Genomic DNA, 20,723 nt, shown 5'->3' on the forward strand with positions numbered 1-20,723 from the left:
GGCCGTGGTGGCGCACTAGCCGGGAACACCCAGGGTGAGCATGGCGAAACCGAAGAAGTCCCGGTGTCCGCGCAGCCAGATGCTCCGTTTCCGGTCCAGGTGTTCGCGCACGTCCGCGGCGTCCGGATGGCCGGGATTCGCCAACAGCCACTCCTCGGAGTCGGCGGTCTCCAGCGATTCGTAGTCCTCCCACTCCGAGCGGGTCGAGGTCTCGATCCGGAGCGGGCGGAACCCGGCGGCGACCGCGTGGTCGGCGAGGTCGGGCAGCAGTTCGCAGCGGTCGGCCGTGACGTTGTCCCACATGTGCGCCAGCCGCTCGGGCGGCGGGACCGTCTCCCAGTACTCGATGCCGAAGAACAGCCGCCCGCCGGGATTCACCAGCGGCCGCAGCACGGCCAGCGCCTCGGCGGCGGTCGTGCCGAAGATCTGCCAGGCCCCGCAGTTGATCACCACGTCGGCCGGTCGCCGATGGTCGCCGGCCCGGCCTTCGACGAACTCCACCCGGTCGGCCAGCCCCCGGGCGGCGGCGTTCGCACGTCCTCGCGCGAGGTCCCGGCCCGACAGGTCGACGCCATATCCGCGGGCCTGCGGCACGAGCGCCAGGATCCGCAGCAGCAGTTCGCCCCAGCCGCAGGCGTAGTCCGCGACGCTCGCCGGGCCGGCGGCGGCCAGGTCGGCGGCGATGCGGTCGCCGCGCTGCTCGGTCATGGGGGAGTGGAACACCATCCGCGTGGCGGGCCCGATTATGTCGTCCAGTGCCATGCCGGATCAGCGTAGGTGGGTCGCCGAGCGCGGGCTACCGACCGGGCGGAGATTATTCGACAAGGTAATCCGACGACTCCGATAACTCCGACGACTTCGAACGCCGCCCGACGCCCCTGCCCGATCCTCACCCACCCAGCAACGCCCGAACCAGCGCCCCGGTCGACACCGCGAACAGCCGGTCCAGGTCCACCGGCGTCGCCAGCTCCCGGGCCAGCGCCGGATCCGCGCCCGGTTCGGCGGACCACAGTTCCTCGGCCGACGGCCGCTGCTCCGGCGAGCGGTCAGTGCGCCGCTCCACCACCACGAACCCGATCACGTGGTACTGGACCGCCCGGACCGCCTCGGCCGCCTGCGCGCCTGTGAGCCCGGCGGCGGACACCTCGGCGGCTAGCGCGCGCTGCGAGGGCAGGAACATTGCCGGGGTCAGCCCGCGCTCGTTGACCAGCCCGATCAGGTGCGGGTGCTCGCGCAGCACCCGGCGCAGCCCGGCGGCCAGCGAGAGCACCCGGGCCACCGGGTCCGCCCCGGCGGCCGGCAGCGTGTCCAGGCCGTGCACCATCTCCTGCACCAGCTCGTCCAGCAGCGCCTCGCGGTTGCCGACGTGCCAGTAGATCGAGGTCACCGCCACTCCGAGCTCGGCGGCCAGTTTGCGCATCGACAGCCCGGCCACCCCCTGTTCCTCGACCAGCCGGGCGGCGGCGTCGAGGACCGCGCGGCGGGACACGGCGGGGGCGCGGGGCCGCGGAGTGCGGTTCGCAGCTTCCTGGGTCACGTCCCCATCCTCTCGCCGGCGACGGGCCTTTCCCCTTCGCGCCCGCTGGTGTAACAGTGTTACAGAAGGCTTATGACGAGGAGTCAGATATGCCCAAGGTCCGCTACGGCCCCCGCGATCCCGCCGCGGTCGCCCAGGCCCGGGAATCCGCCGCCCAGCTGCCCGACCTGTGGTCCACCGGCGTGCACGCCGTCTGGGAGACCGACCCCGACGCCCTGGCCCAGGTCCTCCCGCCGCCCCTGAAGCCCGGTGCCAAGCCGTATGTCCGCGCCACGATCAACAACGTCGACATCTTCGGGACGCCGCTCGGTGCCGCCGCCATCTCCGTGGCCTGTACCCACGGCGAGGAAGAGGGCTGGTACAGCCTCGTCATGCCGATGACCACAGAGCGGTCGCTGATCGGCGGCCGGGAGGTCTTCGGCGAGCCGAAGAAGCTGGCCGAGGTCACCGTCGAGCGGGACGGCGAGGCGATCACCGCCAAGGTCACCCGGCACGGCGTCGCCTTCGCCGAGATCCACGGCCGGGTCGGGGAGCGGCTCGAAGCGCCCGCTCCCTACGTCAAGACCGACTGGTACCTGAAGTTCCTGCCCGCCGTGGACGGCCACGGTTTCGACGCCGACCCGCTGCTGGTCCGCTGCCTGCGCACCGAGAAGACCCGGCTGCTGCACGCCGTCGACGGCGAGGTCGTGCTGCGCGAGTCGGCCCTGGACCCGGTCGCCGACCTGCCGGTGCGCCGGCTGGTGGAGATCACCTTCGGGGAGAAGACCTCGGACCAGCGCGGCGAGGTGGTGGCCCGGCTGGATCCGGCGGCGATCCTTCCCTACATCCACCAGCGCTACGACGACCCCGCCCAGGTCCACGACTCGGTGGAGGTCCAAGCAGCGGGGGAGGCCCAGGAGCCGGCAGTGGTCCAGGCAGCGGGGGAGGGCTCCAGTGCTCACTGACCTGCCCGGCAAGACCGCCGTCGTGACCGGCGCGGCGAGCGGCATCGGCCTGGCGCTGGCGAAGCTGTTCGCCGGCGAGGGCATGAACGTCGTGCTCGCCGACGTCGAGGAACCGGCGCTGGAACGTGCGGTCCAGGAGGTGGCGCAGCACGCCACGGCGGGGGCGCGGGCGATCGGCCACGTCACCGACGTCTCACTGCCCGAGTCCGTCAACGCGCTCGCCGACCGCGCCTTCGACGCCTTCCCGAGCGTCGACGTGCTCTGCAACAACGCCGGCGTCGGCTCCGGCGCCGAGGGCCCGATGTGGCAGCACGAGCGCACCGACTGGCAGTGGGCGTTCGCGGTCAACATCTGGGGCGTCTTCCACGGCGTCCAGGCCTTCGTGCCGCGCATGCTCGCGCAGAACACGCCCGGGCACGTGGTCAACACCAGCTCCCCGGACGGCGGCATCGCGCCGCTGCCCACGGCGAGCGTCTACGCCGTCACCAAGTCCGCCATCGTCACCATGACCGAGGCCCTCTACGCGCAGCTGACGCAGGCCGACGCCAAGATCGGCGCCTCGGTGCTGTTCCCCGGACCGCACATGGTCCGCACCGGGCTCTGGGAGTCCTATCGGAACCGTCCCGACCGCTTCGCCAAGACCAGGCCTCGCCAGACGCCGTATCCCACCCTGGAGGGCTGGGAGCAGGCGATGAAGTCGGCCGGGCTCGAGGCCCGGATGACCGAGCCCGAAGAAGTCGCCGCCCACGCCCTGGAGGGCATCCGCACCGGCACGTTCTGGATCCTGCCCAAGGGCGGTAGCTCCGACGACCTGATCCGCCGCCGCTCCCAATCGATGCTGGAGCGCGCGAACCCCGAGTACCTGGAGAAGTTCATTCTTGACTGAGTGGAGTCAGCACCATGCCAGAACTCGACAACAGCCCGTATCTCATCATCTCCTCCGATTGCCACGCTGGTCTCCCGACCGAGGAGTACCGCGCCTACATCGACAGCAAATACCACCGCGCCTTCGACGACTTCCTCGCCGAGCAGGCCGCCCGCGTCGAGGCCGCCACCAAGCTCGGCGTGCGCAATCCCGAGTTCGCCCGGCACTGGTTCGAGGAGCACGAGGAAGGGCTGCGCGGCGGCTGGGACGTGGCGCAGCGCGACAAGGAGATGGACGCCGACGGGGTCACCGCCGAGGTGATCTTCCCGGACGCCGACGCCGTCGAGTCCACCACCGCCGCTCCCTTCGGCGTCGGCCTGACCTTCTCCGGCGGCCTGGACCAGGAGCTCGCGCTGGTCGGCGCGCGGGCCCACAACCGCTGGCTGGCCGAACTGTGCTCGCACTCCCCGGAGCGGCGTCGCGGCGTCGCGCTGGTGCCGATCACCGGCGACGTCGACGCCGCGGTCGCCGAGATCCGGCGGGCCAAGGAGTCCGGTCTGGGCGCCGTGATGATCCCGGCGATGTGGGAGGACAAGGCCCCGTACCACGACCGCCGCTACGACCCGGTCTGGGCCGTGTGCGAGGAGCTGGGGATGCCGGTGGCCACCCACTCCGGCGTCGCGCCCCGCGACGAGTACGGCGACCACCTCGGCATCTACGTCTCCGAAGTCACCTGGTGGCCGGCCCGCCCGATCTGGTTCCTGATCTGGTCCGGCGTCTTCGAGCGCTTCCCCGGCCTGAAGTTCGGCGTCACCGAGGCCGGCTGCTGGTGGGCCCCGAACCTGCTGTGGTTCATGGACCGGCTGTACCTCGGCGCCCACGCCGCCGCCAAGCTCTCGCCGTTCCAGGAGGTCAAGCGGCCGCCGAGCGAGTACTTCGACCGCAACTGCTTCATCGGCGCCTCCAACACCAAGCGGCGCGAGCTCGCCCACCGCTACGAGATCGGCATCGACAACATGCTGTGGGGCAACGACTTCCCGCATCCCGAGGGCACCTGGCCGAACACCCGCAAGTGGCTCCGGACCACCTTCCACGACATCCCGGTCGACGAGACCAGGCGGATGATCGGACTGGCCGCCGCCGAGGTCTACGGGTTCGACGCCGCGGCGCTGCGGCCGGTCGCCGACCGGATCGGCCTGCGGCCCTCCGACCTGGGCCAGACCGGCGACGAGGCCGCGGGCTGGGCCGCCGCGCGCGAGGTCGGGCGGCACTGGCTGACCGGCAACGACTTCCCGGCCATCGGCTACGGCGCCGGCCTCGGCGGCTACCGCACCGACGGCGTCGGCTCGGAGGTGTCCTGATGACTGAGCCCGCGCACCAGCCCGAGCACCAGGCCGAGCACCAGCCCGACCACCAGCCCGACCACCAGCCCGAACGGCTGCACGAGCAGGGCCGCGAGCCCGAGCAGCAGCGCGCCGACGAGCAGGTCGGAGCCGGCCGGCGCTACACCGTCATCTCCGCCGACGGCCACGCCGGCGCCGACCTCCTGGACTACCGGCCGTATCTGGAGGCCAGGTACCACGACGAGTTCGACGCCTGGGCCGCGACGTATGTGAACCCGTACGAGGACCTGCTGCACGGCGACGCCACCCGCAACTGGGACTCCGCCCGCCGCCTCGCCGACCTGGAGCGGGACGGCATCGTCGCCGAGGTGCTCTTTCCCAACACCATCCCGCCGTTCTACCCGAGCATGTCGCTCGGCGCCCAGCAGCCGACCGCGGCGGAGTACGAGCTGCGGTGGGCCGGACTGCGGGCCCACAACCGCTGGATGGCCGACTTCTGCTCCCAGGCGCCGGGCCGCCGCGCCGGGACCTGCCAGGTGCTGCTCGGGAACATGGACCACGCGGTCGCCGAGGTGCGCTGGGCCCGGGAACACGGCCTGTTCGGCGGCGTGCTGCTGCCCGGGACGCCGCCGGGCACCTCGGTCCCGCAGCTGTACTCCGACGTCTACGAGCCGCTGTGGGCGGTCTGCGAAGACCTGGACATGCCGGTCAACCACCACGCCGGCTCCGCCTCGCCGGAGATCGGCCAGGAACCCGCCGGGCGCGCGGTGTTCATGATGGAGATCACCTGGTTCGCGCACCGCGCGCTGTGGCACCTGATCTACGGCGGGGCCTTCAAGCGGCATCCCGGTCTGAAGTTCGTGCTGACCGAGCAGGGCTCCGGCTGGGTCCCGGGCGTGCTGGACATGCTCGACTACTACCACCGGGCCCTGGTCCGCCGGATGACCTCGGCGATGTCCGACTCCGGCGCGGTCACCGCCGAGAGCCGGTTCGGCGCGGGCATCGCCGACGCCGTGGGCAAGGCGCCCAGCGAGTACTGGCGGCGGAACTTCTACCTCGGGGCGTCCTTCATGCGGCCCGCCGAGGTGCCGCTGCGCCACACCATCGGCCTGGAGAAGCTGATGTGGGGCAGCGACTACCCGCACGACGAGGGCACCTACCCGTACTCGCGCGAGGCGCTGCGCAACGCCTTCGCCGGGCTGCCGCACGCCGAGATCGAGGCGATCCTGGGTGCGAACGCGGCCCGGGTCTACGGCTTCGACCTGGAAGCGCTGGACGCGATCGCGGCGAAGGTGGGGCCGACCGTCGCCGAGATCTACGAGCCGCTGGCCGAGGTGCCCGCCGACGCGACCTCGCCGACGTTCGTCGCCGACCAGCTGATCCGGGTGTGGTGACCCTGGAGCGGTGATTCCGGTGCGGTGATTCCGGTGCGGTGATCCCGAGGACGGCGCCCCGGGGTGGGGATCCGCGGGCCGCGTTAGATGGTTTCCCTCGGCGGGCCCGGACGGCATTGCGCCCGGGCCCGCTTTCGGCTGATGTGCTCAGTGTTCTGATTCGACCGGCTGAGCCCGGCCGAACCCCAGGGACGCGGCCCGCCGACCCCCGCCGGTCGGCGGGCCGCCGCCATTCGGCCCAGCCCTTCAGGACAACCTCAGCTCCGCGGGTTTCCCTGGAATCACCGGTTCCGGGGCTCGGCAACCGGCGCGTTCTGCGGTGAGAATCTGAGGTGATCGGTCTTTCGGCAGGCAGGCAGGCAAACAGACAGACAGGCGGGTCCGGATCCGGACCCGCCGGCCGGCCGGCGGATCGGGAGTCGTTCTGGAACGGAGTGTGTGCCGATGCTGGAACCCGTCGGGCGGTCGCGGGTGGCCCGCGGACGGCAGCGCGTGCGGGACCGGAGGCGGGCCCAGGCGCGCCGGGCCGGGCTGGCCGCCGGGGTGGCCGGGCTGCTGGTCATCGCCGGGCTGCTGGGCGCCGCGCTGAGCACTTCGCACTCCAGTGCCCGCGCGCTGACCGCCGACGGCGCCGCCGGTGCGGCGACCGGGTCCGCGCTCGCCGGCGTCTCCACCGCCGCAGCCGCCACCACGGCCTCGACCACGGCCGCCGCCACCGCCTCGACCTCCGCCGCGGCCGAGCCGTCGTCCACGGCGCCGCCGGCGGCGGCCTCGACGACGACGACCGCCCCGGACAGCGCGACTCCGGCGCCGTCGACCGCGGACGCGGCGGCGAACGCCGCGGCGAGCACCGGCGCGGCCCCGGCCTCCACCGCCGACTCCACGGCCCGGCAGACCGGCTCGCCGGCCGGCCGGCCGTTCGGCGGCACCCCGGCCGTGGGCGTGCTGTTCCGGACCGATTCGGGCGTCGCGAGCCACTTCTGCAGCGCCTCGGTCGTGCACAGCCCGGCCAGCAACCTGGTCATCACCGCCGGGCACTGCGTCTACAGCGACGGCCCCAAGCAGAACGTCGCCTTCGCGCCCGGCTACCACGACGGCCAGACCCCCTACGGCACTTGGACCGTGACCAAGGTCGTGGTCTCCAACGCCTGGCAGAACAGCAACGACCAGGACGAGGACGTGGCGTTCCTCCAGGTGGCGCCGTCGGGCTCGGGGGCGTCGCTGGAGTCGGTGACCGGCGCGAACCAGATCGCGTTCAACCGCGGCTTCGGGATGCCGGTGACGGTGCCGGCCTATCCGCAGGGCAGCGACACCCCGATCACGTGCGTCGCCCCGGCCGTCAGGTTCAGCGCGACCCAGACCGAGTGGGACTGCCGCGGCTATCCGGACGGGACCTCCGGGGCGCCCTTCCTGGCCGACGTGGATGCCAGCGGGGCCAAGGGCACCGTCATCGGCGTGATCGGGGGCTACCAGCAGGGCGGCGACACCCCTGACGTCTCCTACAGCTGCTACTTCGGCGCGGCGATCCAGGCTCTCTACCAGAACGCGTCGGCGTAGCGGGCGATCCGGTCCGTCTCGACCCACTCGGGTGAGATAACCCCCGACACGCGCCGAACACCCGGTTCGCCGGTGCCCGGCCGACTAGCCTCCCTCCGACAAGGCGGCGCCGCGTGGACGGTGCGTCCGCCCCCCTCCTGGAAGGTTCACGGCTTTGCTCTCCGGCTTCAAGAAATTCATGATGCGCGGCAACGTGGTCGACCTGGCCGTCGCGGTCGTGATCGGCACCGCCTTCAGTGCCATCGTCCAATCCGTGGTCAAGGACGTCATCATGCCCTTGATCACGGCGATCTTCGGCAAGCAGGACTACACCAGCCTGGTCTGGACGCTGAACGGTTCGGAGATCCACTACGGCAACCTGATCACCAACCTCATCAACTTCCTCTGCGTCGGGGCGGCTGTCTACTTCCTCGTCGTCGCTCCCATCAACCACCTCAACGAGCGGCGCAAGGCCCGGGGCGGCATCGTCCACGAGGAGCCGGAGGAGAGCGAGAAGGAGCTGCTCGCCGAGATCCGAGACCTGCTCGCGCAGCGCACCCCCATGTAATCCGCGAGCGATCCGCTCCGGGATTTCTGAGCGATCCGCTCCGGGATTTCTGTTGCCGGGCCGTCACCAACGAGGCGGCGGCCCTCTGCGACACTCCGTAGCATGACCGCAGACGCCGACCGCAAGTCCACCGTGAAAAGCGCCGTCCACCGCATCAGCCCCGGCAGCTGGCGCCGCCACCCCGGCGTCCGCACCGGGGCCGAGCTGACTCGCGGCGAGCGGGCCGCCGACTCCATGCGCAACGGCATGGGCTCGTGGATGTTCGTGTTCATATCGGTGGGCTTCCTCGCCGTGTGGATGACCATCAACGCGGTGCTCAAGAGCGCCACCGGTCGCACCTTCGACGCGTACCCGTTCATCCTCCTGAACCTGGTCCTGTCGTGTGTGGCGGCCTTGCAGGGCGCGATATTGCTGATCGCCGCGAAACGCTCCGACCAGGTGTCGAGCGAGCTGGCCCAGCACGACTACGAGGCGGACTGCCAGTCCCGCGAGATGCTCGAAGTGCTGACGCGGGAGTTCAACGAGCTGCGGCACCAGCACGGGGAGCAGAGCAAGCAGCTGGCGGAGCTGCTGGCGCGGCTGCCGAAGGGCGAATGAGGAGACGCGGAGAACGCGGACAACGCCGAGAACGCGGAACGGCGGCGGGTGACGGTCCTCGGACCGTCACCCGCCGCCGTTCCGCGTTCTCGGATCAGGGATGCGGCAGCAGCGCCGGGCATCCCTTCGTCTTATAAGACGCCTGGTACTCGAAGTGCCACGTCTCGTCCGCGTACCGTCGGCACAGTCCGAACTCGCCCTTCGTCCCCTCCAGCCACGAAGCGGCCGAAGGCGGCGCGATGTCCATGGCGTACCCCATGACGTGCGCCGACTCGTTCGGGGGCAGCGCGAACTTGCGCGCCGCCTGCGGCGATCCGAGCTCGTGCACCCAGCACTCGAAGATGCGCTCCTGGTAGGCCGCGGAGCGGTACCCGGAGTTCAGCACGAAGGACAGGCCCTGGGCCTTCGCCGCGTTCTGCGCCGCGGTGAACGCCGCGCGCGTCGACTTCGTCATGCCGTTGAACTTCGCGGCCTCGTCCTGGGTGGTCGAGTGCGAGGTGTTCTCGCAGTCGCCGCCCTCCTCGTCCGTGCCGGCCGGGGCCGCGGGGGTGGAGGACGTCTTCGGGGCCGAGGGCTTCGAGCTCGTCGTGGGCTTCTTCGGCGAGGGGGAGCTCGACGACGTCGAACTCTGCGAGGTCGACGAAGCGCTGCCGGTCGCGGTTCCGTCCGCGGCGCCCGCCGTCCCGGAGGACGAGGTGGGCGGCGGGTCCGAGTTCGTCGAGCTGCTCGCCGTCTGCGCGGCGGCCGCGTTCTCGGTCGTGTCGCCGGATCCGTGGGACCCGCCGGTGGCGATCGCCGCCGCGGTCCCGGCCAGGGCCAGCGCGGACACCGCGACACCGGCCGTCACCAGCCACCGCTTGGGTCCGCGCCGCTCCGGAGCGCTGTACTCCTCGGCCGCGCCGTCCGGGTAGTGGTACTCCTGGGCGCCGCCCCGGTACGGGGCGTATCCCCGGTCGTCCCCGCCGGGCCGCCCGTCATGGCCGCGGGCGAAGTCCTCGCCCGCCGCGGGGCCCGCCTCGGCCTCCGCCGCCGCCAAAGCCGCCGCCCGGCCGATGTCCTCGGCTGTCGGCTCCTCAGCGGGCGACTGCGGCTCCGAGCCCTGATCGCGCTGTTCCATGACCCAAAAGACGTTCCACCGAGCCGAGTGGTTGCCGTCCCGGAAGTCTCGGTTGGGTCACGATCGACTGTTCGGTGCCACAAAACACCGCGATGCCGCCGGTGTGCTGGGCCTCACGACTGCCAGCGCGTGGCGGCCTGCACCCGGCACCGCACTCCGAGCTTTACATAAGCATGCTCCAGGTGCTTGTCCACGGTCCGGGGGCTGATACCCAGCCGCGTCGCGATCTGCCGGTCGGTCAGCCCCCGGCACAGCAGGTCCAGGACGTCGGCCTCGCGCGGCGACACCTTCTCCCGCCGCGGGCTCGGGCCCCCGAACCGGGCCAGCGCCCGCGCGATCCGCGGCCGCAGGGCTTCGGCGACCGCCACGTCGTGCTGGGCGAAGTCCGGGGAGGCGCGGTTGAACACCACCGCCACCCGCCGCTGGTCGTCCGGGTGCACACCGACGACCAACTGCCGCCGTGCGCGCAGTGGCGCGAACACGGCGTCGAAGGTCGGCAGCCGCCGGAACTCCGGATCGTTGTGCAGATCCGACCGGCGCACCGCCGCGCCCGAGCCGGTCCAGGCGTGGGTCAGCAGCGGGTCGGCGCCGTGGTGCGTGTCCAGCGCCAGTGCCTGCTCGGCCGTCAGCACCCCGGCCGGCTCGGCCTGCCACATCGTCGGGTGCTGACGGTCGCCGGCCAGCCACAGCACGCTGTCCGCGGGCACGGCCCGGCGCAGCACCGGCAGCAGGTGCTCCAGCAGCTCGCTCTCCTCCATGCCGCCGAGCAGCACGTCCGCCACCGCCAGGATCCGGCGCAGGCCGATCTCGCCCGGGGTGGGGATGCGGCTCGACGGGGACGGCATTGCTCATCACCTGCGATCACGACTTCGAGCGGCGGCTTCGGGGTCGGCGGCTACGGCGTCGGCGTCAAGCGGTGGCAGCGGCAGTGGCAGCGGTGGTCGCGGCGGCGGTGGCCGTGGCCGCGACAGTGGCGCTGGGTAGCGGGACGCTGCCGGTTGGTGGACATCCGACAGCCTAGCGAGCCCGAACGCCTCCGTGAACGCCCTGAAGCATCCCGATGACGCTTTGGCGCGATACACCGCCAAGGACTCGCACAAAACGGCCGCTGTTCGTAGAGCAATCGCTCAACGGGAACAACGAGCGCTTTCTGAGAAGCTGGAGACAGGGGAACGCGCATCGTGCGCCGAGCACCACGAGAGAGGGCACCATGCTGGTCGACACCTTCGGCAGAACGGCGACGGATCTGCGGGTGTCCCTCACCGACCGCTGCAACCTGCGCTGCACGTACTGCATGCCGGCCGAGGGCCTGCCCTGGCTGCCCAAGTCCGAACTGCTCACCGACGACGAGATCGTCCGGCTGGTCGGGATCGCGGTGACCCGGCTCGGGGTGGACGAGGTGCGGTTCACCGGCGGCGAGCCGCTGGTCCGGCCGGGCGTGGCCGGCCTGGTGGCCCGGGTCGCGGCGCTGCGCCCCCGGCCCCGGGTCTCGCTGACCACCAACGGCATCGGCCTGGCGCGCCTGGCCCCCGACCTGGCGGCGGCCGGCCTGGACCGGGTGAACGTCTCCCTGGACACCGTCGACGAGGCGGTGTTCCGCAAGCTGACCCGCCGCGACCGGTTCGCGGACGTCGTGGCCGGGCTCGCGGCGGCGGCCGCGGCCGGGCTGGCGCCGGTGAAGGTCAACAGCGTCCTGATGCGCGGGATCAACGACGCCGAGGCGCCGGACCTGCTGCGCTGGTGCCTGGAGCGGGGCTACGAGCTGCGCTTCATCGAGCAGATGCCGCTGGACGCGCAGCACGGCTGGGACCGCTCGGAGATGGTCACCGCCGAGGAGATCCTGACCGCGCTGGGCCGGGAGTTCACGCTCACCCCGGAGGGCGAGCAGGTGCGCGGCGCCGCGCCGGCCGAGACCTGGCTGGTGGACGGCGGGCCCGGCCGGGTCGGCGTCATCGCCAGCGTCACCCGGCCGTTCTGCGGGGCGTGCGACCGGGTGCGGCTGACCGCCGACGGCCAGATCCGGACCTGCCTGTTCGCCCGGGAGGAGTCCGACCTGCGGGCCGCCCTGCGGTCCGGGGCGGGCGACGCGGAGCTGGCCGAGCGCTGGCGGGTGGCGATGCTGGGGAAGAAGCGCGCGGCCGGGATCGGCGAGCCGGGCTTCGTACAGCCGGAGCGTCCGATGTCCGCGATCGGCGGCTGAGCGGCCGCCGGACCGCGAGCTCGCATAGCCACGCCGACCCGGGAAAAGTAAGGGGCCCATTCCCCTCGTGGCTGTTCGCATGTCATACTTCTTACCTGCGCCCTGAACCCCCGTCGGGGCGCCACCTGCGGCGTCGAGCGGCTCCCCCCGTGGCCGTTCGACGCCGCGTCTCTTTCCCGGAACGCGGTTCAGGCCCGCTTCCCGGGCCGTGTTCGCCGGCCCTCTCCGGCTGTGTTCTACAGTGGCAGCGTGACCTCGAACGACGCGCCCGGACCCGCCATCTGCTCCGCCAAGGGCTGCCGGCAACCCGCCGCGTGGAGCGTGGTCTGGAACAACCCGAAGCTGCACGCGCCGGAGCGGCGCAAAGTGTGGCTGGCCTGCGAGGACCACCGGCAGCACCTGGCGGAGTTCCTGGACCTGCGGGGATTCCTGCTCGGGGTCGAGCCGTTCCGGGCCGGTGCGCAGGCCGAGCCGTCCGGGCCCTCCGAGGGCGCCTGAGACCGCGTCCGAGCGCTGGTCCGGGGAAGCCCCGGGAGGGCCTTCCCGGAACGCTTCGCGAAGCGCCCGGGAAGCCTTCGGGGCCCGGAAACGGGCCCGAACCTCAGAGGCTCATGAGCTTGTTTAGCTCGCCATAGTCGATCGCCTGCGCGACGGACGTGTAAGTACCGCTCGCGGCCAGTTCCTCGGCCGCCCGGCGGACCAGACCGTACGCGGCCTCGGCGACCGCCGAGCCCAGGCTGACCCGCGCCACTCCCAGCGCCGCCAGCTCGCCGACCGTCGGCGCGCCCGGGCCGACCAGGATGTTCAGCGGCGCGGCGATGTCCCTGGCCAGCACCGCGACGGTCTCCGGCGCGGTCACGCCCGGCACGAAGATCCCGGTGGCCCCGGCCGCCAGGTAGCGCTCGGCCCGGGACAGCGTCTCGGCCAGGCGGTCCTCGGGGGCCCCGAGGCCGAACAGGAAGACGTCGGTGCGGGCGTTGATGTACAGCGGGACCCCGGCGGCGTCGGCGGCCCGGCGGGCGGCGGCGATCCGCTCGGCGTGCTCGGCCGGGTCCCGGATCCCGTCCTCGATGTTGATCCCGACCGCGCCGGCGTCGAGCACCGCGGCCACGGTCCGCTCGACGCCGTCCGGGTCCGCCGCGAACCCGCTCTCGATGTCGGCGGTGACCGGGACGTCCACCACGCCCACCACCCGGCGGATCAGCTCCAGCGCCGAGTCCCGGTCCAGCCGGTCGCCGTCCGCGGCGCCGAGCCCCCAGGCCACGCCGGCGCTGGTGGTGGCCACCGCCGGGGCGCCGGTGGCGGCGACGACGCGCGCGCTGGCGGCGTCCCACGCGTTGGCCAGGGCCAACGGGGTGCCGGGGACGTGGAGTTCGCGGAATCGGACGGCCAGGTCCTGCTGTGAAGTCATGGCACGACGGAATCACATGGGGCTGACTCGCGCACCGGATTCGGGCGACTCCGAATCGGGTGGCGCGGCGCGAACCGGACTCAGTCCTCGTCGTCCATGACGATGCGCCCGACGAGCGGCTCCGCCGGGGCCTCCGCCTCGCCGGCCCGGTCGGCCTGGGGCCCCGGTCCGGGCAGCAGCGCCCGCCGGGTCGGATCCTGGTACCAGGAGTCGGCGGTCCGCTCCGGCTCCCGGCCGCCGTTGGCGTAGACCACCGCGACGTACGGAAGCAGCAGCGCCAGCGCCGCCAGGCCGATCTTCCACGGCCAGTCGATCGGCAGGATCACGATCAGCAGGAACGCCGCGACCCTTATCGCCATCGCCATGAGGTACTTCGACTCGCGGGAGCGGATGTCCTGGCTCAGTGGGGTCGGTGCGTCCGTGATGCCGTAGACGTTTTCCTGATGGGTGTTCCTGTCCCGCCCGATGCGCATGGGTTCCAGGCTACGCCCGGGTCCGCGGGGCGGGACAGGGCCCCGCCGGGGGTGGGCCGGCGGGGCCTGGTAGGGCTACGGACACAGGGCTACGGACACAGGGCTACGGACACAGGGCTACGAGGCCTGGCTCACGGACGACATGTTGAAGTCCGGGATCCGCAGCGCCGGCATCGCGGTCCGGTTGAAGTTCTCGCCCCACTCCCGGGAGTAGGTGCGCTCGGTCCGGCCCGCCTCGGCGATCCGCGACAGCAGCGCCACCGGCGACTCGTTGAAGCGGAAGTTGTTCACCTCGCCGACCACCTCGCCGCCCTCCACCTTGTAGACGCCGTCCCGGGTCAGGCCGGTGAGCAGCAGCGTCTGCGGGTCCACCTCGCGGATGTACCACAGGCAGGTCAGCAGCAGGCCGTCGTCGGTGTCGGCGACCATCTCGGCCAGCGGCTTGCCGGCGCCGCCGGGCGCGCCCTCCAGGATCAGGTTGTCCACCGGCGGCGTCAGCGGGGCCTGGGCCGCCGCCGCGGTGCGCCGGGTGGCCACCAGCGAGGTCAGCACCCCGTCCCGGATCCAGTCCGTCGGCCCGAGCGCGAGCCCGTTGTCGAACACCGACTGGAACGCGTCGGAGGAGTAGGCCTCGACGTACGGCGCGCACTCCAGCCCGGGGGCGGCCGGATCGCTGCGCAGCGTCACCTTCACCGGCGCGGAACCGGAGACGCTCTCGCCGAACTTCACGCCGCCGCCGGTCTTGCTGAACACCGACCGGCCGTCCTTGGCGTCGCGCAGCGAGGACGACCAGAACGCGTAGATCATCAGGTCGGCGACCGCGGTCGGGGGCAGCAGCGTGGGGTAGCGGCCGGCCGGCAGGTCGATCCGGCGCTTGGCCCAGTCCAGCCGGCGCGCCAGGTCCCGGCCGACGGCCACGATGTCCACGTCGGAGAAGTCCGCGGTCGGCACGCCGGCCCAGGCCGAGCGGGACCGGTCGCCGGACTTGGCGTTCAGCTGCACCGAGCCGGTCGGCTGCACGTGCCGCAGCCGCAGGCCCGAGGACGAGCCCAGGTACTGGGTGCTCAGGGTGTGCTCGGCGTAGCCGAACAGCAGGCTGCCGTCGGCCCGGGCGGCCTCGATCGCCTCGCCGAGCGCCGGGGCGAAGGAGCCGAACACCGAGATCCCGGTCTGCTCCGGCTCGGCGTCCCAGTCCGCCGAGACCCGGCCCGGGACCAGGTCGTTGGCGTCGTCGGCGGGTCCGGCGTCCTCGGCCGCCTTCTCACTGGCCCGCACCAGGTCCTCCAGGGTGGACAGGTCCACCCCGGAGCGCCCGACCACGCCGGCGCCGGCCTTGGCCGCGCCGGCGGTGCCGTTCTTCACCGAGATCACCGTGACCGACTGCCCGGCCGCGACGCCGTTGGTGGTCAGGGTGTTGTTGGCCCAGCGCAGGTTGGCGTCGGTGGCGGCGTCCACGATCACCACGGCGCCGTCGGCGCGGGAGAGCTCCAGCGCCTTCTCGACGAGCTGCTGCGGCGTCGGCTGCGAAGAGTTCGGGCTCACTGGCCGGCCTCCTGGACGGTGTTGAGGATGCGGATGCCGCGGAACAGCGCGCTCGGCGCGCCGTGGCTGACCGGGGCGACCTGCCCGGGCTGGCCCTTGCCGCACTGGAACGAGCCGCCGAGCACATAGGTCTGCGGCCCGCCGACCGCCTCCATGGCGCCCCAGAAGTCGGTGGTCGTGGCCTGATAGGCGAAGTCCTTCACCTGGCCCTTGAGCTCGCCGTCCTCGATCAGGAAGGCGCGCTGCCCGGTGAACTGGAAGTTGTAGCGCTGCATGTCGATCGACCAGGACTTGTCGCCGACGATGTACAGGCCGCGCCGCACCCGGGAGATCAGCTCCTCGGTGGAGGGGCCGTCCGGCGCCGGCTGGAGCGAGACGTTGGCCATCCGCTGGATCGGCACGTGCGAGGCCGAGTCGGCGAACGCGCAGCCGTTGGACCGGCCGCCGTTCAGGCCCTTGAGCTGCGCGATGCGCCGGTCGAGCTGGTACCCGGCCAGCACCCCGTCCTTGACGATGTCCCAGCGCTGGGTCTGCACGCCCTCGTCGTCGTAGCCGACGGTGCCCAGGCCGTGCTCGACCACCCGGTCCCCGGTGACGTTCATCACGGAGGAGCCGTACTCCAGGGTCCCGAGCTTGTCGAGCGTGGCGAACGAGGTGCCGGCGTAGGCCGCCTCGTAGCCCAGCGCGCGGTCCAGCTCGGTGGCGTGGCCGATCGACTCGTGGATGGTCAGCCACAGGTTGGAGGGGTGGATGACGAGGTCGTACTCGCCGGCCTGCACCGAGGGCGCGGCCAGCTTCTCGGCCAGCAGGCCGGGCAGCGCGTCGAGCTCGGCGTCCCAGTCGAAGACGTCGTTGGAGGTGAAGAACTCCCAGCCCCGGCCCACCGGCGGGGCGATGGTGCGCATGGTCTCGAAGGCGCCGGTGGCCTCGTCGACGGCGACCGCGGTCAGGCCGCCCTCGGAGCGCACCCGCTGCTGGGTCAGGCGATTGCCGGCCAGGTCGGCGAAGTACTTGCACTCCTGCACGGCCTGGAAGTCGGCGTCCACATGGGCGACGCCCTTGTGCCGCAGCAGGCGCTCGGACCAGGCCCGGAAGTGCGCGATCTTCTCGGTGTCGGGCACGTCGAACGGGTTCGTCCCGAAGCTGGAGACCCAGGACTGCTCGCCGTGCACCGGCTCCGGCGCCAGCACCACCGGCTCGGCGTTCACCGGTTTGGACACCCGGGCCACCTCGACGGCCTGCTCGGCCAGCCGGGCGGCGGTGTCCGGGGTCAGGGCGACGCCGGCGGCGAAGCCCCAGGTGCCGTCGTAGACGACACGGACGCTCAGGCCGCTGTCGGAGGCGTCCACGACGCCGTCGACATGGCCGTCGCGCAGGTTGATCAGCTGGGAGCGGACGGTCTCGACGCGGAGGTCGGCGTGCTCGGCCCCGAGCTCCCGGGCCCGGGACAGCGCCGCCTCGGCCAGTTCGGCCAAGGGCAGCGAGGTGAAGGACTCGTCTACGGTCATACAGCCCAACCTAGCCGCAGCGGCCGGTTCTGCGTCGGTTGTGGAACCTCTACAAAACCCAGGCCGGACGATCTATGCCGACCGTGGTTGCGGCTACCGCCCGGTAGCCCGATAACGTCGGCACAGACGTTAATACGGAGTCAGAACAGAGGTGTCGAATTGAGCCGGTCGGTACTGGTCACGGGGGGAAACCGGGGAATTGGCCTGGCCATCGCGAAGGGCTTCGCCGCGCAGGGCGACAAGGTCGCGATCACCTACCGCTCCGGGGAGGTGCCCGAGGGCCTGTTCGGCGTGCGGTGCGACGTGACGTCCGGGGAGGACGTCGAGCGCGCCTTCGGCGAGGTGGAGGCGCAGCAGGGTCCGGTCGAGGTGCTGGTGGCCAACGCCGGCATCACCCGCGACACGCTGCTGCTGCGGATGAGCGACGAGGACTTCGAGGCGGTGCTGGACACCAACCTGGTCGGTTCCTTCCGGGTCGCCAAGCGGGCCAGCAAGGGCATGCTGCGGCTCAAGCGCGGCCGCATCGTCCTGATCTCCTCGGTGGTCGGCCTGTCCGGCTCGGCGGGCCAGGCGAACTACGCGGCCAGCAAGGCCGGCCTGGTCGGCTTCGCCCGCTCGGTGGCGCGCGAGATCGGCTCGCGCGGGATCACCTGCAACGTGGTCGCGCCCGGCTTCGTGGAGACGGACATGACCGCGGTCCTGTCCGACGACCGGAAGAAGGAGATCCTCAAGCAGGTGCCGCTGAACCGCTACGCGTCCACCGACGAGATCGCCGGCGTCGTCCGGTTCCTGGCCTCGGAGGAGGCCGGATACATCACTGGTGCCGTCATCCCCGTTGACGGCGGTCTGGGAATGGGGCACTGAGCATGGGAATTCTTGAGGGCAAGCGCATCGTCGTCACCGGCGTGCTGACGGAGAGCTCCATCGCCTTCCACGCCGCGAAGCTGGCGCAGCAGGAAGGCGCCGAGGTGGTGCTGACGGCCTTCCCGCGCCCGTCGCTGACCGAGCGGATCGCCAAGAAGCTGCCGAACGGCGGGGCCCCGGTGATCGAGCTCGACGTCACCAACGAGGAGCACCTGGCCGGGCTGGCCGACCGGGTGAAGCAGCACATGGACGGCGTCGACGGGATCGTCCACAGCATCGCCTTCGGCCCGCAGGACGCGCTCGGCGGCAACTTCCTGAACACCCCGTGGGAGTCGGTGGCCACCGCGGTCCACGTCTCGGCCTACTCCCTGAAGTCCGTGACGATGGCCCTGCTGCCGCTGTTCCCGGAGACCGGCGGCTCGGTGGTCGGCCTGGACTTCGACGCCCAGGTGGCCTGGCCCGGCTACGACTGGATGGGCGTGGCCAAGGCGGCGCTGGAGTCCACCTCCCGCTACCTGGCCCGCGACCTCGGCGGCCGCGGCATCCGCAGCAACCTGATCTCGGCCGGCCCGATCAAGACCATGGCCGCCAAGTCGATCCCCGGCTTCGAGGCCTTCGACGGGGTCTGGGACCAGCGGGCCCCGATCGGCTGGGACCTGCACGACGCCGACCCGGCGGCGCGGGGCATCATCGCGCTGCTCTCGGACTGGTTCCCGCGCACGACCGGCGAGGTCATCCACGTCGACGGCGGGGTGCACGCGATGGGGGCGTGAGGCCCTCCCGGTCCCGCGACCGGTGCTCGAAGGCCGGGCCCGATCCCCGATTCCGGGGACGGGCCCGGCCTTTCGCCGTGGCAGTGCTCGGAGCCGCTCCCGGGGCGCTTCTCGATTCGTGCCCACTTCGGATCATCGTCGCCCGGTGGCCGAAAATCGGCGGAACCTGTCAGTGCCTGCCGGTAGAAATGACTCCGACGCCGCCACCACGTGCGGCGACATCTTCAGACTGAGGCCGCCGGGCCGGTGAGTATCGCGATATAGCTTGACTATCCGCGCACGAGATATAGCGTGTGCATCGCGACCATGCCGCCTTGACGACCGGCGCGGAGGGGAATCCGATGAGCGAGGTATTGCGCGGGACAGAGGGGCGGACGGCCTCGGTGTCCGCACCCGAACCGGAAATCGTAAACGATTCCGTAAGCGATCCCGTGAGCGATCCCGGCGCCGGCCCGGAGGCCGGCGACCAGGGGCAGGGCTCGGCGATCCCCAAGGGCGCCTGGGCGGTGATGTTCACCGTGCTCGGCGCGTCGATGATGGACCTGCTGGACGCGACGGTGATGAACGTCGCGGCGCCGTCGATCCGCAACGGGCTCGGCGCCTCGAACACCGAGTACCAGTGGATCAGCACCGGGTACGTGCTGTCGTTCTCGGTGCTGCTGATCGCCGGCGGGCGCCTCGGGGACATCGTCGGGCGGCGGCGGATGTTCATGATCGGGCTGACCGGCTTCACGGTCATGTCCGCGGTCTGCGCCGTGGCGCAGAACCCGGCCGAGCTGATCACCGCGCGGCTGCTCCAGGGCAGCGCCTCGGCGATGATGATCCCGCAGGGCATCGGCATGATCCGGGAGAAGTTCGGGCGGGAGAACAGCCAGAAGGCGTTCGCCATCTTCGGGCCCTTCATGGGGTTGTCGGCGGCGCTGGGGCCGGTGCTCGGCGGCGCGCTGATCACCTATTCGTCGTGGCGGTGGGTCTTCGTGATCAACCTGCCGGTCGGCCTGCTGGCGCTGTTCTTCGCCAACAAGGTGCTGCCGACGATCCACCACCGGGCCGGCGACCGGCCGAAGCTGGACGTCATCGGCCTGGTCCTGTGCTCGGCCGCGGTCGGCCTGCTGGTCTACCCGATCATCCAGGGCCGGGAGAACCACTGGGCGGCCTGGACCTTCGTGATGATGGCCTCCTCCGCGGCGGTGATGGCGGTCTTCGGGATCTACGCCCGCGCCCGCCACAAGAAGAACCTGGACCCGTTCCTGGAGACCAGCCTGTTCCGCAAGCGGGCCTTCACCACCGGCACCATGACCATCTTCCTGTTCTTCGGCGCCTGCGCGGCGGCCTTCACGGTCAGCCCGCTGCTGCTCCAGGTCTCGCTGGGCTGGTCGCCGTTGCGCGCCGGGCTCACCGGCGCCTGGTGGTCGCTCGGCACCATCATCGCGATGGCGGCCGGCCAGGCCTTCGTGAAGAAGGCGCCGCGCCGGGTGCTGCACGCCGGCCTGCTGACGCTGGCCGCCGGCATGACGCTCAGCGCGCTGATCATCCGGCACTACGCCGGGACCACCTTCACGCGGTTCACCGACCCGGGCGGCGAGCCGCACCAGATCTGGAACAGCGGCATCACCAGCTGGAACCTGGCCCCGGCGCTGCTGGTCTGCGGCATCGGCATGGGCCTGGTGTTCGCGCCGTTCTTCGGCCTGGTGCTGTCGGCGGTCGACGACCACGAGCTCGGCTCGGCCAACGGCGTGATCAGCTCGTTCAACCAGCTCGGCAGCGCGGTGGCCGCCGCCCTGTTCAGCACCTTGTTCTTCGACAAGGTCGAGTCCGGCGGCTCGCCGTTCCCGGCCACCCAGCTGATCTACTGGCTGGCCGCCGGGATCCTGGTGCTGACCTGGGCCTTGGCCTTCATGGTGCCGAAGACGGCGCGGAGCGAGGAAGAGATCATGATCTGACGCCCGCGGGCGTCGGACCGCACGGGGGAGCGCGAGAAGCACGGGGGTGCACGGGGGTGCGGAGGGAACAGCGGGGATCGGGGGATCGGGGGAGAAGCGGCTCGGCGC

At 71.8% G+C, this 20,723-nt stretch carries 20 protein-coding genes; 12 read left to right on the plus strand and 8 right to left on the minus strand.

What is annotated here, in order from left to right; translation table 11 throughout:
• Window positions 1-15: 15 nt before the first annotated feature.
• The gene (locus ABD481_RS13015) at window positions 16-762 is read right to left on the minus strand and encodes an SAM-dependent methyltransferase (protein ID WP_344665867.1); all 747 of its coding nucleotides are present in this window, start codon (window positions 760-762) and stop codon (window positions 16-18) included.
• Between the two features lie 127 nt (window positions 763-889).
• Window positions 890-1,537 (minus strand): TetR family transcriptional regulator, encoded by a 648-nt coding sequence (locus ABD481_RS13020; protein WP_344665868.1) that lies wholly within the window; start codon window positions 1,535-1,537, stop codon window positions 890-892.
• A gap of 89 nt (window positions 1,538-1,626) precedes the next feature.
• Between ABD481_RS13020 and ABD481_RS13025 the strand changes: the two genes are divergently transcribed.
• The 7 genes from ABD481_RS13025 to ABD481_RS13055 all read left to right on the plus strand — a co-directional run bounded on the left by ABD481_RS13025 (window position 1,627) and on the right by ABD481_RS13055 (window position 8,784).
• On the plus strand, window positions 1,627-2,481 hold the full coding sequence (locus ABD481_RS13025) for an acetoacetate decarboxylase family protein (protein ID WP_344665869.1): 855 nt from the start codon (window positions 1,627-1,629) through the stop codon (window positions 2,479-2,481).
• Entirely contained in the window at window positions 2,471-3,367 is an 897-nt protein-coding gene (locus ABD481_RS13030; RefSeq protein WP_344665870.1) for an SDR family NAD(P)-dependent oxidoreductase, read from the plus strand. Before ABD481_RS13025 ends, ABD481_RS13030 begins: the two co-directional genes overlap by 11 nt.
• Before the next feature lie 14 nt (window positions 3,368-3,381).
• Window positions 3,382-4,707: an amidohydrolase family protein gene (locus ABD481_RS13035; protein WP_344665871.1), complete on the plus strand. Its 1,326-nt coding sequence runs from the start codon at window positions 3,382-3,384 to the stop codon at window positions 4,705-4,707.
• The gene (locus ABD481_RS13040) at window positions 4,707-6,083 is read left to right on the plus strand and encodes an amidohydrolase family protein (protein ID WP_344665872.1); all 1,377 of its coding nucleotides are present in this window, start codon (window positions 4,707-4,709) and stop codon (window positions 6,081-6,083) included. Before ABD481_RS13035 ends, ABD481_RS13040 begins: the two co-directional genes overlap by 1 nt.
• Window positions 6,084-6,527: 444 nt before the next feature.
• Complete coding sequence (locus ABD481_RS13045) at window positions 6,528-7,640, plus strand: trypsin-like serine peptidase (RefSeq protein ID WP_344665873.1); 1,113 nt, start codon at window positions 6,528-6,530, stop codon at window positions 7,638-7,640.
• 154 nt (window positions 7,641-7,794) lie between these two features.
• Complete coding sequence (gene mscL, locus ABD481_RS13050) at window positions 7,795-8,187, plus strand: large conductance mechanosensitive channel protein MscL (RefSeq protein WP_344665874.1); 393 nt, start codon at window positions 7,795-7,797, stop codon at window positions 8,185-8,187.
• A 102-nt stretch (window positions 8,188-8,289) separates the two neighbouring features.
• Entirely contained in the window at window positions 8,290-8,784 is a 495-nt protein-coding gene (locus ABD481_RS13055; protein ID WP_344665875.1) for a DUF1003 domain-containing protein, read from the plus strand.
• Window positions 8,785-8,878: 94 nt separating this feature from the next.
• On the opposite strand, the gene ABD481_RS13060 is transcribed toward ABD481_RS13055, so the two are convergent.
• A complete protein-coding gene (locus ABD481_RS13060) occupies window positions 8,879-9,901 on the minus strand; it encodes a D-alanyl-D-alanine carboxypeptidase family protein (RefSeq protein WP_344665876.1) in 1,023 nt (340 codons plus the stop codon).
• Window positions 9,902-10,014: 113 nt separating this feature from the next.
• The gene (locus ABD481_RS13065) at window positions 10,015-10,746 is read right to left on the minus strand and encodes a helix-turn-helix transcriptional regulator (protein ID WP_344665877.1); all 732 of its coding nucleotides are present in this window, start codon (window positions 10,744-10,746) and stop codon (window positions 10,015-10,017) included.
• A 365-nt stretch (window positions 10,747-11,111) separates the two neighbouring features.
• Here ABD481_RS13065 and moaA point away from each other — a divergent pair, with 365 nt between their 5' ends.
• Together moaA and ABD481_RS13075 are read left to right on the plus strand one after the other, a co-directional pair.
• Window positions 11,112-12,101 (plus strand): GTP 3',8-cyclase MoaA, encoded by a 990-nt coding sequence (gene moaA / locus ABD481_RS13070; protein ID WP_344665878.1) that lies wholly within the window; start codon window positions 11,112-11,114, stop codon window positions 12,099-12,101.
• A gap of 249 nt (window positions 12,102-12,350) precedes the next feature.
• Window positions 12,351-12,599 carry a hypothetical protein gene (locus ABD481_RS13075; protein WP_344665879.1) on the plus strand — a complete coding sequence of 83 codons (249 nt, stop codon included), beginning with the start codon at window positions 12,351-12,353 and terminating at the stop codon, window positions 12,597-12,599.
• A gap of 103 nt (window positions 12,600-12,702) precedes the next feature.
• On the opposite strand, the gene ABD481_RS13080 is transcribed toward ABD481_RS13075, so the two are convergent.
• The 4 genes from ABD481_RS13080 to ABD481_RS13095 all read right to left on the minus strand — a co-directional run bounded on the left by ABD481_RS13080 (window position 12,703) and on the right by ABD481_RS13095 (window position 17,035).
• Window positions 12,703-13,512 carry an isocitrate lyase/PEP mutase family protein gene (locus ABD481_RS13080; protein ID WP_344665880.1) on the minus strand — a complete coding sequence of 270 codons (810 nt, stop codon included), beginning with the start codon at window positions 13,510-13,512 and terminating at the stop codon, window positions 12,703-12,705.
• Window positions 13,513-13,592: 80 nt separating this feature from the next.
• Window positions 13,593-13,985, minus strand: a complete 393-nt coding sequence (locus ABD481_RS13085; protein ID WP_344665881.1) for a DUF3099 domain-containing protein — start codon at window positions 13,983-13,985, stop codon at window positions 13,593-13,595.
• A 117-nt stretch (window positions 13,986-14,102) separates the two neighbouring features.
• Window positions 14,103-15,527 (minus strand): metallopeptidase TldD-related protein, encoded by a 1,425-nt coding sequence (locus ABD481_RS13090; protein ID WP_344665882.1) that lies wholly within the window; start codon window positions 15,525-15,527, stop codon window positions 14,103-14,105.
• Window positions 15,524-17,035 (minus strand): TldD/PmbA family protein, encoded by a 1,512-nt coding sequence (locus ABD481_RS13095; RefSeq protein WP_344665883.1) that lies wholly within the window; start codon window positions 17,033-17,035, stop codon window positions 15,524-15,526. The genes ABD481_RS13090 and ABD481_RS13095 overlap by 4 nt, the downstream gene beginning before the upstream one ends.
• Before the next feature lie 159 nt (window positions 17,036-17,194).
• Here ABD481_RS13095 and fabG point away from each other — a divergent pair, with 159 nt between their 5' ends.
• The 3 genes from fabG to ABD481_RS13110 all read left to right on the plus strand — a co-directional run bounded on the left by fabG (window position 17,195) and on the right by ABD481_RS13110 (window position 20,615).
• Window positions 17,195-17,899, plus strand: a complete 705-nt coding sequence (gene fabG / locus ABD481_RS13100; RefSeq protein WP_344665884.1) for a 3-oxoacyl-[acyl-carrier-protein] reductase — start codon at window positions 17,195-17,197, stop codon at window positions 17,897-17,899.
• 2 nt (window positions 17,900-17,901) lie between these two features.
• Window positions 17,902-18,672, plus strand: coding sequence for an enoyl-ACP reductase FabI (fabI, locus tag ABD481_RS13105; RefSeq protein ID WP_344665885.1), 771 nt, complete (start codon window positions 17,902-17,904; stop codon window positions 18,670-18,672).
• Between the two features lie 431 nt (window positions 18,673-19,103).
• Window positions 19,104-20,615 carry an MFS transporter gene (locus ABD481_RS13110; RefSeq protein ID WP_344665886.1) on the plus strand — a complete coding sequence of 504 codons (1,512 nt, stop codon included), beginning with the start codon at window positions 19,104-19,106 and terminating at the stop codon, window positions 20,613-20,615.
• The last annotated feature ends 108 nt before the right edge of the window (window positions 20,616-20,723 follow it).

Origin of the sequence: Catenulispora yoronensis (genome assembly GCF_039531695.1) — a bacterium.
Taxonomy (GTDB): Bacteria; Actinomycetota; Actinomycetes; order Streptomycetales; family Catenulisporaceae; genus Catenulispora; species Catenulispora yoronensis.

Excerpts from the sequence above, each read along its gene's own strand:
- fabI (WP_344665885.1), top strand. The coding sequence starts at position 17,902 with ATGGGAATTCTTGAGGGCAAGCGCATCGTCGTCACCGGCGTGCTGACG.
- ABD481_RS13025 (WP_344665869.1), top strand. The coding sequence starts at position 1,627 with ATGCCCAAGGTCCGCTACGGCCCCCGCGATCCCGCCGCGGTCGCCCAG.
- ABD481_RS13060 (WP_344665876.1), bottom strand. The coding sequence starts at position 9,901 with ATGGAACAGCGCGATCAGGGCTCGGAGCCGCAGTCGCCCGCTGAGGAG.
- ABD481_RS13035 (WP_344665871.1), top strand. The coding sequence starts at position 3,382 with ATGCCAGAACTCGACAACAGCCCGTATCTCATCATCTCCTCCGATTGC.
- ABD481_RS13095 (WP_344665883.1), bottom strand. The coding sequence starts at position 17,035 with ATGACCGTAGACGAGTCCTTCACCTCGCTGCCCTTGGCCGAACTGGCC.
- moaA (WP_344665878.1), top strand. The coding sequence starts at position 11,112 with ATGCTGGTCGACACCTTCGGCAGAACGGCGACGGATCTGCGGGTGTCC.
- ABD481_RS13065 (WP_344665877.1), bottom strand. The coding sequence starts at position 10,746 with ATGCCGTCCCCGTCGAGCCGCATCCCCACCCCGGGCGAGATCGGCCTG.
- ABD481_RS13045 (WP_344665873.1), top strand. The coding sequence starts at position 6,528 with ATGCTGGAACCCGTCGGGCGGTCGCGGGTGGCCCGCGGACGGCAGCGC.
- ABD481_RS13040 (WP_344665872.1), top strand. The coding sequence starts at position 4,707 with ATGACTGAGCCCGCGCACCAGCCCGAGCACCAGGCCGAGCACCAGCCC.
- ABD481_RS13080 (WP_344665880.1), bottom strand. The coding sequence starts at position 13,512 with ATGACTTCACAGCAGGACCTGGCCGTCCGATTCCGCGAACTCCACGTC.
- ABD481_RS13085 (WP_344665881.1), bottom strand. The coding sequence starts at position 13,985 with ATGCGCATCGGGCGGGACAGGAACACCCATCAGGAAAACGTCTACGGC.
- ABD481_RS13015 (WP_344665867.1), bottom strand. The coding sequence starts at position 762 with ATGGCACTGGACGACATAATCGGGCCCGCCACGCGGATGGTGTTCCAC.
- ABD481_RS13055 (WP_344665875.1), top strand. The coding sequence starts at position 8,290 with ATGACCGCAGACGCCGACCGCAAGTCCACCGTGAAAAGCGCCGTCCAC.